Source organism: Variovorax saccharolyticus (genome assembly GCF_030316765.1).
GTDB classification, from domain to species: domain Bacteria; phylum Pseudomonadota; class Gammaproteobacteria; order Burkholderiales; family Burkholderiaceae_C; genus Variovorax; species Variovorax saccharolyticus.
This window is the reverse complement of record NZ_JASZYT010000021.1, coordinates 20753-34634: the sequence shown is the minus strand read 5'-3', so window position 1 is coordinate 34634 and position 13882 is coordinate 20753. Positions and strand designations below refer to the sequence as shown.

At 60.9% G+C, this 13882-nt stretch carries 14 protein-coding genes; 2 read left to right on the top strand and 12 right to left on the bottom strand.

Annotation, left to right across the window (positions count from 1 at the left end):
* The first annotated feature begins 270 nt into the window (after positions 1–270).
* Positions 271–1005, top strand: coding sequence for a response regulator (locus QTI45_RS34890; protein ID WP_286374272.1), 735 nt, complete (start codon positions 271–273; stop codon positions 1003–1005).
* Between the two features lie 100 nt (positions 1006–1105).
* On the opposite strand, the gene QTI45_RS34885 is transcribed toward QTI45_RS34890, so the two are convergent.
* The 4 genes from QTI45_RS34885 to QTI45_RS34870 are packed head-to-tail and all read right to left on the bottom strand — an operon-like array spanning position 1106 to position 5735.
* The gene (locus QTI45_RS34885; RefSeq protein ID WP_286657614.1) at positions 1106–2536 is read right to left on the bottom strand and encodes an efflux transporter outer membrane subunit; all 1431 of its coding nucleotides are present in this window, start codon (positions 2534–2536) and stop codon (positions 1106–1108) included.
* On the bottom strand, positions 2536–3462 hold the full coding sequence (locus tag QTI45_RS34880; protein WP_444813345.1) for an efflux RND transporter periplasmic adaptor subunit: 927 nt from the start codon (positions 3460–3462) through the stop codon (positions 2536–2538). The genes QTI45_RS34885 and QTI45_RS34880 overlap by 1 nt, the downstream gene beginning before the upstream one ends.
* Entirely contained in the window at positions 3463–3693 is a 231-nt protein-coding gene (locus QTI45_RS34875) for a DUF1656 domain-containing protein (protein ID WP_286657612.1), read from the bottom strand. It lies immediately after the preceding gene.
* The gene (locus QTI45_RS34870; RefSeq protein ID WP_286657611.1) at positions 3690–5735 is read right to left on the bottom strand and encodes an FUSC family protein; all 2046 of its coding nucleotides are present in this window, start codon (positions 5733–5735) and stop codon (positions 3690–3692) included. Before QTI45_RS34870 ends, QTI45_RS34875 begins: the two co-directional genes overlap by 4 nt.
* A gap of 636 nt (positions 5736–6371) precedes the next feature.
* Between QTI45_RS34870 and QTI45_RS34865 the strand changes: the two genes are divergently transcribed.
* A complete protein-coding gene (locus QTI45_RS34865; RefSeq protein ID WP_286657610.1) occupies positions 6372–6731 on the top strand; it encodes a nuclear transport factor 2 family protein in 360 nt (119 codons plus the stop codon).
* Between the two features lie 99 nt (positions 6732–6830).
* Here the strand turns inward: QTI45_RS34865 and QTI45_RS34860 are convergent, their stop codons facing one another.
* From QTI45_RS34860 to mdcA, 8 genes are read right to left on the bottom strand one after another with little or no spacing between them, the layout of a single operon-like run.
* Positions 6831–7760, bottom strand: a complete 930-nt coding sequence (locus QTI45_RS34860) for an acyltransferase domain-containing protein (RefSeq protein ID WP_286657609.1) — start codon at positions 7758–7760, stop codon at positions 6831–6833.
* A 10-nt stretch (positions 7761–7770) separates the two neighbouring features.
* Complete coding sequence (locus tag QTI45_RS34855; RefSeq protein WP_286657608.1) at positions 7771–8718, bottom strand: AEC family transporter; 948 nt, start codon at positions 8716–8718, stop codon at positions 7771–7773.
* Between the two features lie 5 nt (positions 8719–8723).
* Positions 8724–9602 carry a triphosphoribosyl-dephospho-CoA synthase MdcB gene (gene mdcB / locus QTI45_RS34850; protein ID WP_444813344.1) on the bottom strand — a complete coding sequence of 293 codons (879 nt, stop codon included), beginning with the start codon at positions 9600–9602 and terminating at the stop codon, positions 8724–8726.
* Positions 9602–10282, bottom strand: coding sequence for a malonate decarboxylase holo-[acyl-carrier-protein] synthase (gene mdcG, locus QTI45_RS34845; protein ID WP_286657607.1), 681 nt, complete (start codon positions 10280–10282; stop codon positions 9602–9604). Before mdcG ends, mdcB begins: the two co-directional genes overlap by 1 nt.
* Complete coding sequence (locus tag QTI45_RS34840) at positions 10257–10979, bottom strand: biotin-independent malonate decarboxylase subunit gamma (protein ID WP_286374263.1); 723 nt, start codon at positions 10977–10979, stop codon at positions 10257–10259. Before QTI45_RS34840 ends, mdcG begins: the two co-directional genes overlap by 26 nt.
* Positions 10966–11904, bottom strand: coding sequence for a biotin-independent malonate decarboxylase subunit beta (locus tag QTI45_RS34835; protein ID WP_286657606.1), 939 nt, complete (start codon positions 11902–11904; stop codon positions 10966–10968). Before QTI45_RS34835 ends, QTI45_RS34840 begins: the two co-directional genes overlap by 14 nt.
* A complete protein-coding gene (gene mdcC, locus QTI45_RS34830; protein ID WP_286657605.1) occupies positions 11901–12218 on the bottom strand; it encodes a malonate decarboxylase acyl carrier protein in 318 nt (105 codons plus the stop codon). Before mdcC ends, QTI45_RS34835 begins: the two co-directional genes overlap by 4 nt.
* Before the next feature lie 14 nt (positions 12219–12232).
* Positions 12233–13879 (bottom strand): malonate decarboxylase subunit alpha, encoded by a 1647-nt coding sequence (gene mdcA / locus QTI45_RS34825; RefSeq protein WP_286657604.1) that lies wholly within the window; start codon positions 13877–13879, stop codon positions 12233–12235.
* Between the last annotated feature and the right edge of the window lie 3 nt (positions 13880–13882).

Below are 13882 nucleotides of genomic sequence, written 5' to 3'. Positions count from 1 at the left end.
CAGGTCGCATTCGAAGCGGTCCGAGCGGAAAGCCGACGGCTGCCCTGCCGAGGCGGTTCTGCGTTCGATTCGATTTGTGCGCCTCCGTCGAGCTGCCGGAGATTCTTCGTCGTCAGCTCGGAGAGGTTTCAAACTACAACGATTTTCAAGATTTTCCGGAGCGCCTATTGCGGTTCACCACCTGAGGGAAGATATTTGAATCGGAGTCGTAAAGACCGAATCTCGCCTTCAACCGGCAACTTCACCAAGCTATTCAACCTCAAGTGCGCCATGACAAACTACCTCCCTCATATCCTCGTCGTCGATGACGATGTCGCGATTCGAGATAGCCTCAAGGACTACCTGGGCGAGAACGAATTGCGCGTAAGCACCGCATCGTCCGCGGAGCAGATGTTCCGCGTTCTGGAAGACACGGTTGTCGACCTCGTGATGCTCGACGTCCGCCTCGGCGCTCGAGACGGACTGCAGTTGGCGCGCGACTTGCGCACGTCGAGTGGCATCCCGGTGATCTTTCTTGCTGAAAAATGCGAGGAAGCAGATCGCGTAATGGGCCTGGAGATTGCGGCCGACGACTACATCACCAAGCCCTTCAGCAACCGGGAGCTGCTAGCTCGGATCCGCTCGGTCTTGCGCCGATACCGGGCGCATGTCTCCGAGTCCGCTTTACCTAAGGCGTCCCAACGGCGTGCCTACCGCTTTGCTGGATGGGAACTGAATCTGATGACACGACGGCTTTCAGCACCCCAAGGGCGCCGAGTCGCGCTAAGCAACGGGGAGTTCAATCTTCTACTGGCGATGTGCGAGTCGCCCCAGCGGGTTCTAACGCGCGACCAGTTGCTCGACCTCTCGCGTCTTCATGGCGCTGAGGTGTATGGGCGCTCAGTCGACGTACAAGTCCTACGACTGCGACGCAAGATCGAAACCGATCCAGCGGAGCCCCGCTTCATCGTGACCGAGCGCGGCGCGGGGTACATGTTCAACGCCGAGGTTAGCGCGCTTTCATGATGCCAGCCTCTGAACTCTGTCTGATTCACTCCTCGATCGTCACTCCAGCTGGCAGAGAAATGCCATAAGGAAGCTGCCATTGGCTCGTCCGCAGGGTACCTCACCGCAGGTCCGGCCCGCTCCAGCCCCCACCAAGTGCCAGGAAGAGCGCCACCTGGTCAGCGGCAAGCCGAGTCTCTGCGGCGGCGACGGCTTGTTCCGTCTCGGTACTGGTACGTGCGGCATCCAGCACCGCGGTGACGCCCTGTCGTCCAGCGACGAAGAGTCTCTCGATGTCAGAGGCAGCGCGCTGCGCCTTGCGGTTCGCAGCATCCAACGCGACGCGCGATTCGAGATCTCGCGCATACACGACCAGCGCACTCTCCGTCTCGCGAAGCGCCGTCAGCATCACCGCATCGAATCTGGCAGCGGCCGCGCGCTCCTCGGCCTCCTGCGCTGAGATCCGTGCCTTCGCGCTGCTGCGATTGGGAAATTGCCAAGTAATCAGCGGACCCAGCGAGAACTTGTTGGTTCCGGCATCGAAGGCATCACGAATCAAACCGGCCGAGCCGACGGAAGCCCCCAGCATGACCTTTGGATAAAGGTCGCCCATCGCTACCCCGACGCGCGCATGTGCGGCCCGAAGGGCCTTCTCGGCCTGCCGCACGTCAGGCCGGCGTCGAAGCAGCGCGCTACCGTCGCCGATCGGCAGCGCGCTGGACAACCGGGGCTCCTGGAGACAGCCTTCCACTTCCGGTGGCAAGCCGGTAGGCGATCGGCCTGTCAACGCCGCGAGGCTGTAGAGCGCCACTTGCTTGCGCGCGACAAGCGGAGGAAGACTGGCCCGGATCTGGTCCTCCTGTGCCGACAAACGCGCGATATCCAAGTCCACGGCCCGACCGCCGCTCACCAGGCGCTGGGTAAGCGCGACCCGACGTGCTTGAAGCTCGACGAGGCGTCGGGCCACGGCATGCTCCCGGGCCATGGAGCAAGCTGCCAGATAGGCACGAGTCGTCTCGGCAATCACGGTCACTCGCACTGCGTCATAAGCAGCCTGAGTGGCGGCGACGTCCGCATCTGCAGCCTCAATTGTCCTGGCAACCTGTCCGAACAGATCGATCTGATAGGAAACGGCAGCGGTCAGGCCATAGACCCATATGCTAGGAAGAGGGTCAGTGCCCTTGAGTTCTTCTTCAGCGGAAAGTCGTTCAAAGCCCGCCCCTAGGCCGACTGATGTGGCTGGATCACGCGCAGTATCCGCCAGCGACAAAGCGGCCCGTGACTTGGCCAGGTTGGCCGCCGCCACCCTCAGATCGGTATTGGCGGCAATGGCGTCCTGCACCAACGCATCGAGCACCGGATCCTGATAGAGCCGCCACCAGTCGGCGGGCACAGCGTCCGAGGAGAAGGCAGACGCATCGCTGCCGCGGAACGCGCCCTCCGCTCCTCCCAGATCGATGGCAGAAGGCAGGGTTGGCCGGTCGGTCAATCCTGCGCAAGCCGTGAGCGCGGCCGCCGCGACGAGCCATCCGGTCAAGAACACGGGTCGCATCAGTGGCCTCGTACAGAGTGTGTGCAAGCCTTCGCCGGCGTCGGGACCGCGGCCGGTCGCACGTCGACTGTTGCCGTCTGTCCCATGATCAGTCGCACATCGTCGGTCAGCGGATCCAAACGCACCCGCACGGGGATCCGCTGGGCGAGACGAACCCAATTGAAAGTAGGATTCACATTGGCAAGCAAGCTGAGACTGGCGGAGCGATCGCGATCATCGATGGCGGCTGCCACACTGTCCACCCGACCGGCGAGGACGCGGCTGCTGCCCATCAGGCGGACTGCGACAGGATCACAGACGTTGATACGAGGGATCTTGGTTTCCTCGAAGTATCCGACGACGTGCAGTGAATCCCGATCCACGAGCGCAAGCACGGGATGCCCCGCGGCTGCATAGGAGCCCGGGTACAGGTTAAGGTTGGTGACGATGCCACGTACGGAAGCCCTTACCTCCGTTCTGGACAGGTTCAAGCGCGCTGTGTCGATGGCCACCTGTCCCTGCGCAAGCGCCGCGGCGAGCTGCTCCACTTTCGCACGGCCCTGTTCCCGAACCTCTACTGCGACGAGATCGCCGAGCTCGGCATTTCGCCGGTCTTCACGTCGGGCCTGCATCAGCTGGACGCGCAAGCTGTCGTGAGCGGCTTTCGCCTGTGCCAACACTTGAAGATAGCGGGGCTGGTCCAGCAAGAAGAGAACATCCCCAATCTCGACCGACGCATTGTCTCGAACCCGCACTTCGGTCACGAGCCCGGATACATCCGGGGCAATCTGCACCACATCTGCCCGGACCCGACCATCGCGCGTCCAGGGTTCAACCCGGTATTCCACCCACAGCCAGCGCCCCACATATGCCGCCAGCGCTACCAAGCAAAGAGTTACCACCACACGACCAAGCGCTGCGGAGCTGATCTTGAGCGGCCTCATGATCTACGCCAAGAGAACGCCGAGTATCGCGCTGGAGGAAGAGATCAGAACTCCGACCGCTCCCCACAGCACCACAAAGAGCGCGATATCGAAAAGCCCCGAGTGCCACACGAATCGATAAACTCTGGCCGCCATCAACGCTCGCCTGATCGGCATCTGAACCAGCAGCGCAAGCGCCGCCGTCACCAGTGCCCCATTGACGAAGACGCCGAAGAGATTGATGTCGTCGATCATGCGCTTGCCTCTGCGTAGCGAAAGTCGGGCGCTTCCGGAAAGAGATTGCGGCGAAGGCCAACGCTGGCGATGACCGCCCGGTCGTGTGCGGCGCAGCGTGAGGCATCCAGCATCGAGCGAATCGAGTCGTCGATGCGTGCCAGCAGACTGATGGGATCCGCCGGCTCCCGGCCCCTGCCCAACGCACCAAAGTGCGCGCCTAGCTCGGTGAGCAGGCGGTGAAGGGGGGCGCGCTCGAATGTCGCGGCATCATGAGCCGCGTCCCGCAGACCGATGACATGGATGCCAACACGAAGGTCGCTGACCACATCCGCGTCAAGCGGGTTCCCTTCCTGAGCGGATCGCGCAAGCCGTGGCTGCAGCAGCGCTTCGCGGTCCAACATGAGACTGGCCCAAGCGCCCCGTTTTAGCGGGCGAAAACCTACTGCCAGCCTGCCCATGTCTCGCCAGCCAGCCCGCAAGATCCTTCGAACAGCGACCGGCGGCGGTACGACGCGGATCAACTGGGTTACCCACAACGCGATCAAGGCGCCGATCACGACCGCCACGCCGATATTCACGACAGTCACGAGATCGCCCTGAGCGCTTGGTTGAAGCGATATCAGGGTCTGGGAGGCAAGAGCGAACCCAAAGCCAGGCATCGCGTACTGGGGGGTCGCTAGCAAGAGGCCCGTGAGCATCAGAAAAGGAAACAGGGCAAAGGCAAGCATGGCGAAACCGTCCAGCAGGGGAAACACGGCGAGCTGATACGCGGCGGCTACAGGAACAGCTACCAATGTGAGCAAGGCGAGCAACCGTTGGGCCGGCGTAGGGTCGTCGGCTACCGCGAAGACCATTGACGCCGCCGCCGTGATGCCGACAGCCACAGCCCCCTGCGACCAGCCTATCGTCATGGCGTAGGCCCCGGCGGCCACCACTGCGAGGCCGGCCGCCAGTCCCGTGTATGCCGCCATTCCATGGTCCACGTGAAGTCTCCGCCGAGGGACAATGCCCCGAGGCATTGGCAAAGTGGCAGGCGACCCCCCGGGATTGAGCACCGCGTCCGACAGCGCGAGGCTGCGATCCCATGCGATGACGAGGCTCTCCAACTGCACAAAATGGTTCGCTGTGAGGATATCGATCCAAGAGGAATGTGGCCCCAGTGTCGGCGCAGCAGACCTGCAAGCCTCAATCAAGGCATTGGCACGCGGTGACCCAGAAGCCGGATCCTCAACCACCCAAGCGCGAACCTCTCCCGCCACCATCGACATCGCGGGAGGCAGCGACCCCGCTCCGCGCAGCACCGGCAGTTGGTCGCCCACGGCGCTAAGCAAGGGCACGAGCGCAACCAGGTCTTGCTCGAGCGCCCGCACCAGCACGGCGCTGTCACCGGCAGTGGCATTCTCAAATCGTAGGTTGTCGCTGAGAGCATGGATATCACTCAATGTGACCGCCAGCTTTCTCCTTGCGGCCACCGAGTGCGAGGGGTCAGTCCCTTGGTCCAGTGCACTGGCTATCAGCGCCTGCATATCGCTTAGCGCAGCGCGCAACTTGGCTCGCAGCAGATCGCCGGCATGCCTCGGGAAGAACAGGGTCTGAACGATTGCCGCGCAGAGAACGCCGATCGCCACCTCCTCGGTCCGTGCAACTGCGGTGTCGAATATCCGGGACGGATCGGTCACAACGGGCAGTCCCACCAGAGCAGTGGTGTAGCCTGACAGCATGAACGCGTAGCTGCGCGGCGAACGGTCAAGCAGCGAAAGGTACGTACACAGAGCTACCCACGCGCCAATCGCGGAAACCATCAGGACTGGCATATCCACGAGGTTCGGGATGATCAAGATGGCCACGGAAAGCGCCGCAGCAGTGCCAAGCAGTCGGTAGAACGCACGGCCCCAGACTGCCCCGACCACCCCGCTCAGCGGTTGGCTCGTCACATAGACAGTCAACGCTGCCCAGTATGGGTTCTCCAGGTCGAAGGCAAATGCGATCGCGAGCGCGAGCATGGCTGCGACATAGCAGTTCAAGGCGTAGACGACATTCCGTGCAGCGAATAGGTTCATCTATTCCTCCCTGTGCTGCCGCCGAACAACCGCGGGACTGGTGAGAAACTGGTCACTCACCTGGCCTGCGCAGCAAAGTACCGGGACACGTCGTATTCAACAGCATATGAACGCACTTGCGCGTTCGAGGCACGTTCTGAGCCGTCTCCTGGGAAGTGACCTCTTGGTTCATGAAGCCGATGATCGGCGGAGGCGCGAAGACGCGCCAGTCAAGAGGTGTCAATCACTGTAAAGCTTGGCTGTCCGCCTGCAGCCACCCCCCTCAAACCCAAGGTCGGCGAGACGCTGGCGGCCAAGACCCAGCCCGAAAAGTTCTCGGAATCCGCGAACCCGGCCGATACAGCGAAGCCGGCGATCAGCGCCGCCTCCAGTGCAACGCTCATGCCGGCGGCGGTCCCACAAGTCGAGGTTCAGACGAAGCGGCTCGAAAGAAGACCGCGCGCCAGAACGTCAGACTCATAAGAACTCCTTTGCGGGTGTGTCTGCGACGCGAGCGGGAGTAGAACGTGTACACCGTATCGCTGTTCATCCCTGCTTTTCAACGCTTTGCAACACACAACACCGAGGGCGATCGGTCTGGAACAAGATTCCTCGCATCCATAGAACCTTGGTCCGCAAGGCCACCCAGATACACCGATGCAATCCTCCGAGCTTCCAGTGCTAGTCGCAGCATTCATTGAGGCGACAAACAGAGGCGACCTTTATGCCTTACTGGAGCTATTCGCTGAAAATTCCCTCGTCAATGATCAATTGGTAGATTATTGGGGTATGGAATCAATCCGTAGATGGGCTGAGCGCGACATCATCGGTGCGCACGTTGCCATGACAGTAGTCGGAAGCGTCACGCAGTACGAACAAGTGATAGTGACCGCGCACATGGATGGTGACTTCGACAAGCGCGGGCTCCCCAATCCTCTCGAAGTGACGCTCTACTTTTCGGTCCACGATGGACGGATCGTTCAGCTCATCATCCTGCGCAACCTCTCCGGCACTTAGGGCGAAACGCACCGCTCAAATTTCCGGCGGTGCGCCGGCGACTGCGCCGAAAGCGGACGATCAATTGCGACAGCTGGACGATCCTCGCCGGAGTTTCTTTCAAGTTGACGACAACCAGGCGCGAGCACCCTGGAGCGTCTTGAATTCATCCAGCGAGCGAGTCGAAACGCCCGGATACGCGCCGGCCACCATATCGCTTAGCGCAGAACCGGGTCCAAGCTCGAGAAACTTGTTCGCTCCGCCCTCGATGCAACCTTGAAGACACTCCGCCCAGTGCAACGTTTGAGATATCTGGTCGGCCAGCTTGTCCTTGCCTGTCTGAGCATCAAGCACTGGAGCACCATCGATCCCGCTAAGCAAGCGCGTGCGTAGATCGCTCGGAAACGCTACCGGAGTGGCGCGCAGGATCTTTCGGAACTCTGCCGACGCCATGGCGAGCCTAGGGGTGTGGGATGCGACCTCTATGGGCAGATCCACTACCCTCGTCCCACTCATCCCTTTGACCTCATCGGACAGCGATCTCAACGCGCTCAGGCGTCCGCCGAGAACGAAGGCGTCTCCCGGATTGATGATTGCAATGGCAACATCGTGGCGCGCACAAAGTGCACACACCGAAAGCTGGGAAAGGCCACGCACGAAAAGAAGTCCATCGTCACGGGGTGAGGCTGCGTCCATTGCGTCAGCTCGCTGCCGCACCAAGTCCAAGACCATGTTCGCCTCAATGAGCCCCGCCACACCCCAAGCCGCCATCTCGCCGACACTATACCCAGCAACGATGAACCGACCGTGTATCGAACACCGTAGTGCCGCTGCTGCGGCGAGCGCCTGCAAGGCGCAGAGTATCTGGCCGACTCGATTCTGGTGCAGCCCCTCCGGGCTCTCCGTCTTTACAAGCTCGCGAGGATCACGACCACCGAGCAGGAATGCCCCCCGCGAGAACAGGCCCGACGCCTCCGGTGCATCGGCAGTCAACGCGAACATGTTGGAGTGCTGCCGCCCTTGCCCGGAACACAAAATCGCGAGAGTCACGATTCAAGACCTAGCGAGAAAAGAGCACCGCGATGACAACAGCCATCGTCGCGATACTGAAGACAGTACTGGCAATCACCATGGAGCCCGTGATCGCCGAATCCAGTCGGTAGTTCACAGCAAAAAGGATACCAAAGAAGCCCGATGGAACGGCAGCAAGCAGTATCGCTACCTTTGCCATCTCTGATGGAACCGGCAACAAAAAAACGATCGCCGCAGCCACCAGGGGGCGAATGATATCGGCCATTCCCGTAGCAGCGACGATCCTCCAGTTCAATCGAAATGCCTGAGCCGAGAGGATCAACCCCGTGAGGAACAACGCCACGCCGGCGGAGGCATGCCCGATCAGCAAAAGACTAGCCTCGATAACTGCACCCAACTGCAAGCCGCACAATGAAATCAGGATCCCAAGCATAGGCGCAAGAACCACTGGTTTGGTCAACGCGCGTCGCAAGGCCCTCAGTGTCCGCACGACAGGTCCGTCGCCGACTGCACCTTTTCCCCTTTCCAGCTCAAGGACAATCAGCGTGATTGGACTCACAAGAATGGAGCCCGCCGCCAGCGCCACAGCCAGCTGCACCATTCCCGTCGGACCCAGGACGGCCGAGACGATAGGCAGGCCGACACCGGCCAGATTTGGAAAGGCAATGGTCAAGGCTTCCAACGAGGCGTCGGATTTGCTCGCCTTGGAGAAAATTCTCTGTATGAAATAGGTCGCGAAGTACAGCAAGAGCATCGCCGCACCCAGAATTCCGAAAAGCGGGGCCTGTGACAGCAATTCGCTGCGCGAGGCGGACGCAGTGGCGACAAAAAGCGAGGCCGGCAGAGCGAAATCCATGACAAGGGCGTTGAGGCTGCCAACCTGGTGGTTGTCAACAACGTTCAGCCTGCCAGCGGCATAGCCGATGGCCATGACAAAGAAGACGGGAACTAGCGCGACGAGGATTGCGTTGTCCATCAGAATCACCTCACCTCGTTCGCCTCGACAAAGAGTGACATGGCCAGGAGGTCGGCCGAGCCGCCTGGACTTAGCCTTCGCGCAACGAAACGATCGTGTATCAATGCAGCACAAGCACGCCACCCAGCCCTACTGACCCCGCCTTCATCGAGAAATCTCTGCGACGCTCGTCGAGCAAACTGAAGGCCGGCTGTCCCGCCGCGATGAAGCAAGTTGGTATCCTCGACTGCCGCGATGAGGGAGAAGCATGCCTCGACGCGTGCGGCTTCCGGATCGCCCGGTGATGCCAGGATGCTTCGCCTCAAGGCGGGTAGCCCCACTTCGTAGACACTCGGGAATCCCGTGGCCGCCTCCATCCGCGCACCGCCGACACCATAACTGCGGCAGGCCCAACTGCCGTGGCTGTTCAAGAGAATCGGCCCCATCGCAATCTCTTCACCCCATAGTCGTGAAACAGCTGCTCCCAAATGCATCTCACGATCCACGCGGCCACTGGCCCTGGCACCGGCAGCTGCGCAAAGGAGCCCAAGGCCGAAGATGGCCCCGCGATGCGTATTCACTCCGGAAGTCGCCCTCAGCATCGCGGCTTCTGCATCCAGCCCTATGCTTCGCAGGCGCCCCATGCCGCAGCCACGAGCGCCGTTGTCTGCCATGGCGGTGAAGAATGGTTCGATCGCCGCTGCACTCCGGCGAAACGATTCGGCGTCCATATCATCGTGGCTTCCAGTGTCGACGTGGCTCACCAGACCAGGCTTGGGCCATGTCTCCAGCTCAAGGACGAGGCTGCCCGCAGCAGACGCAGCAAGTTCTTGAGCAGTCGCGACGCGAGTCGGACAGACTTGCGCACGCCTAGGTTCAGCGGAGAGGAAGGTCGAACCGGATATCACGATGGGCTCGATCCAAGAATGAATTGGCTCTGTGGAAGCAAGCCAACGCCGTCGATGCTTTTCACCAAGACGTCGCGCGCTCCGCAACCAAACTCACGCCAATTTGCTGCGCCGCCGTCCTCACGAACCAGTTCCCCATCCAGACGCATCGGCGCATCGGCCTCGATCTTCGCAAGAGCTGAATGCAGTCGGAGAAGGTCGAGATCGCCGGAAACATGAAACAGAAAATCAAGATCAGATCGATCAGTCAAATAGTCCAATCCTGTGAGCGCATGCCATGCCAGGCTTCCAAACACCCTGGCGTCGAATCCGTAACGTGACGCAAGATCGCAGATGCGCTCAAGCGTAGGGCACCATCCCGCTGGTGCCGCTTGGCCAGCCCAGCTCAAAGGCGGCGGCCGAGTCACCGAAACGATATCCGCATGCTGCATCAGAAACGACAGTCGACGCTTGCCTGCAACCGGCGGCAAGGGCAGCCCCAACGCAACGCCTTCGCCTTCTCCAACAAAGGACCGCCTTCCAACCAGTGGCCATTGCCTGTCGATCCAACTTGCAACCAATGGATCATTGGCCACATCCTCTCGCGCCTCAATCTGCGCCCGCCAAGCCAATGGACAGACCACAACCAGATCGTGACGTCGTACCGTTCGATCAGGACCTCTGGAGTGCGAGATCATGAACGCGCTCCGCGATATCAGCCGCCTTCAACCGGCCTCCATGCTGCCTGCCAAGTTCATCTCGTCGGTCAGCAGGGCCCGGCAAACTTGTCAATAGCGACTCCAGCTGTTCAGATAGCGGAGTCGCATCGTTCCACAAGACTTGAATTGCGCCCATCTCCACCATGTTCTGCAATCCTGGAGCGAACACAGGGGTAGACTTGGCTTTATCCTTCAGTACATCTATCGAGAGCTTTGTGACCTTGGACATTGACGGAAGATCCATTACGACAGGTTCAGCCCCCGGCAGCCCCACCAAGACGCGCGTTGCCATCGCAGATGCCAGGAAGGCGCCAGCAGCAGTGTGGCCATAGAGCAGCCCGATCGTCGGTCGATCATGGAGGTCAGCGTAAAGCAGCGTCTTCGCGAGATGGGAGAGGTACTCGTTCAGACCGAGAAGCTCGTCGCGTTTGCTCATTCGCTGGCTATCGCTGTCCACAACAACCAAGATTGGACCGCGTCCGTTTTCAAGCGAGCCCATCACTTCCGCGGAAAGTCGGATCGCCTCGTCGATACCGATCGCCTTGCGATCGGATACTCCGATAACGAGCATCCGGCCGCCAGATCTCAACGAACCCGTTCCGCGAACCACGCCCTGGTCCGTTGCAACGTCATGGCCCTGCGGAAAGAGCGAGGCAAGGATCTCATCGAGCGTCACGGCAAGTCTCCCCAAGTCTTTCAGCAAGCGAGATGTACTGATCAGACGACATCGCAGGAATCGCCACGGCGTCCGGGACGCCCATGGCCGTCCATATGTCCACCGCATCAGAGCACTCACCAAAGCGCGCGAGCCGATCCTCGAGTCGGTCTTGCTCGGCACGTAGAACGCTGATTCCAAATGTCGAGGCAGGCCGCAACAGCTCCAACGCCGTTGCTCGGAAGTCTTGAACGGTATCGCCGCAGAATGCATCCGTACCTCCAAGCAATCTCCGGTGCTTGCCGCCCATCGTGCGCCACACAAGTGCCCGGTCGCGCGAATCGAATTCCTCCACACCGCGATTGGTCTCGATTACCTCAGGCCCGGAGACCGCCAAGCGACCTTGCTCGGATATAGCTAGCGCTGAGCAGCACGCCGCGATCAATCCTCCGCCGCCGTAGCAGCCTGCGCGGCCGCCAATCAACCCGACGACCCTTGCGCCGGCGGTGCGCGCCTCCACCACTGCGCGCATGATCTCCGCTATCGCAAGCTCCCCGGCATTCGCCTCCTGCAATCGCACGCCTCCGGTGTCGAACAGGATGAGCAAGGGCGTCGTCCTCTTGTCTCGCACCGCTCGCAGCAAACCCACCAGCTTGGCTCCATGAACCTCCCCGAATGCGCCGCCCATGAAGCGGCCCTCTTGAGCGGCGACGTAGACATCCGAACCCGCCAAGCGGGCGCGCCCGACGACGATCCCGTCGTCAAATTGCTCAGGAAGATCGAACACCTTCAAGTGCGGGCTAACCTCCCGCACCTCCGGTCCGAGGAATTCTGTGAAGCTTCCGGCATCGAAGAGCAGATCAACCCGCCTGCGCGCTGACGCTTCATACCAACTCGTCGTCCCATCGGTCTCGGATGACGTCGCCTGCTTGGCAAGCTCATTCATGACTCGCTCCTTTCCATCAACCGGGCGGCTTGGGCCAGACGAAGCAGGACTGTGTCCGGGCGAGCGCCGCCATCGTTAACGGAGAACCTGAGGCCGCCGGGTGAATAGCGCTCGACAAAGTCTGCAGCCACCGCCGTCCACACTTCCCCGAAACCCTCAGCCGCCGTGCGGATCTCCAGCTGGCATTCCGAGTTCGGCAGAACGCGCTCTACGAGCACCTCCAAGTTGCCCGAGGCCACTACCCCAACGATGGCCATCTGCCTGGTACCCCCGGCCCGCCGGCGGGCCGCGTGTTGAAAACTCAAGCTTTCCATCTCGTCCCTCCCGCCTACCAGTTGCGAAACTTTGATGGTGGTGCGTACAGGCCGCCCGACCATCTCACAAGGTCTTTGATTGAGCGCGCCGCGAGCATGTTTCTGTCGGCGTGCAATGGATCGATTCCCAAGTCTTCGGGTCTGCGAATCACGCCTCTTTCACGCAATCGCTGAACCTGGTTCTTATCCCGTCTGCGACCGACGTCTGTGTAACCCGCGACGCCTCGAATTGCCTGTTCGCGTTCACTCGGGCTTCGGCAAAGCAAGAGATTTGCAATCCCTTCCTCGGTAATGATGTGCGTAACGTCGTCGCCGTAGATCATTACGGGCGCAAGTTCGAGATTGAGCTTTTCCGCTAGCGAGATCGCGTCCAGTTTCTCGACAAATAGCGGCGCGTTCTTTTCCCCGAATGTTTCGCCGATCTGCACTACGAGCTTGCGACCGCGCCGCAACGGAGCCGGCGAATCGGGATTCGCCTCCCGACCGGCCAGGATCCACGGTTCGCTAGGATGCCGCCGACCACGAGCATCCGCACCCATGTTTGGCGCTCCACCGAACCCCGCGATGCGCGCGGTCGTGACCGTCGATGAGTTTCCCTGCAGGTCGATCTGCAGCGTCGAACCTATGAACATGTCGCAGGCATAGTGCCCGGCGACCTGACAAAAGGCGCGGTGCGATCGAAGGGAGCCGTCGGGCCCGGTGAAGTAGACATCCGGCCTCGCACGGATGTAATCCTCCATGCCGACCTCAGAGCCAAACGAATGGATCTGCGTCACCCAGCCAGATTCGATCGCAGGAATGAGCGCGGGATGCGGATTCAAGGCAAAGTGCGTCGCAATCTTGCCCTTCAGGCCGAGCCTCTCCCCGTATGTCGGCAACAGGAGTTCGATCGCCGCGGTGCTGAAGCCGATTCCATGATTAAGTCGGCGGACACCGTAAGGCCCGTAAACGCCCTTGAGCGCCAGCATGGCCGTCAGAATCTGAGTCTCCGTGATTGCAGCGGGGTCCCGAGTGAAGAGTGGCTCCACGAAGAACGGCTTACCGGCCTCGACGACGAAGTGAACGCGATCTGCAGGAATGTCGACGCGCGGAACCCTCTCCACAATCTCGTTGACTTGCGCAATCACGATGCCATCCTTGAAGGCCGTCGCCTCCACGATGGTCGGTGTGTCCTCTGTGTTCGGGCCGGTGTAGAGATTGCCATCCCGATCGGCGCTGACGGCGACAATCAGCGCTACGTTCGGCGTCAGATCGATGAAGTAGCGCGCGAAGAGTTCAAGGTATGTATGGACCGCGCCCAACTCGATCTTTCCTCCAAACAGCATGGTCGCGATGCGCGCAGCCTGCGGGCCAGAGTAGGCATAGTCGAGCTTCTTCGCGACGCCGCGATCAAAAACATCAAGATGCTCGGGCAGCACGACGCCGGATTGCACCATGTGCAGACTGTTCACCTTAGAGAAGTCAACGGCCAGGAGCGCGGCACACAGAAGGTCAGCCTGCTTCTGATTGTCCCCCTCCAGGCAAACCTTGTCACCGGGCCGCATGACCGCCTCCAACAGTCGAGTCGCGTCGTGCACGGCGACAATCTTCCCGTTCGCAATCCGGGCCCCCGCTTCGAGGCGGGCGTCCCGCGCTTGCCGAGCACTTTGCCAGTTAGTCATCGC

Coding starts and splice junctions, on each gene's coding strand:
- mdcC (WP_286657605.1), bottom strand. CDS start 12,218: ATGGAAAGCTTGAGTTTTCAACACGCGGCCCGCCGGCGGGCCGGGGGT.
- mdcG (WP_286657607.1), bottom strand. CDS start 10,282: ATGATCTCGCACTCCAGAGGTCCTGATCGAACGGTACGACGTCACGAT.
- QTI45_RS34875 (WP_286657612.1), bottom strand. CDS start 3,693: ATGATCGACGACATCAATCTCTTCGGCGTCTTCGTCAATGGGGCACTG.
- QTI45_RS34890 (WP_286374272.1), top strand. CDS start 271: ATGACAAACTACCTCCCTCATATCCTCGTCGTCGATGACGATGTCGCG.
- QTI45_RS34855 (WP_286657608.1), bottom strand. CDS start 8,718: ATGGACAACGCAATCCTCGTCGCGCTAGTTCCCGTCTTCTTTGTCATG.
- QTI45_RS34870 (WP_286657611.1), bottom strand. CDS start 5,735: ATGAACCTATTCGCTGCACGGAATGTCGTCTACGCCTTGAACTGCTAT.
- QTI45_RS34835 (WP_286657606.1), bottom strand. CDS start 11,904: ATGAATGAGCTTGCCAAGCAGGCGACGTCATCCGAGACCGATGGGACG.
- QTI45_RS34865 (WP_286657610.1), top strand. CDS start 6,372: ATGCAATCCTCCGAGCTTCCAGTGCTAGTCGCAGCATTCATTGAGGCG.
- QTI45_RS34885 (WP_286657614.1), bottom strand. CDS start 2,536: ATGCGACCCGTGTTCTTGACCGGATGGCTCGTCGCGGCGGCCGCGCTC.
- mdcA (WP_286657604.1), bottom strand. CDS start 13,879: ATGACTAACTGGCAAAGTGCTCGGCAAGCGCGGGACGCCCGCCTCGAA.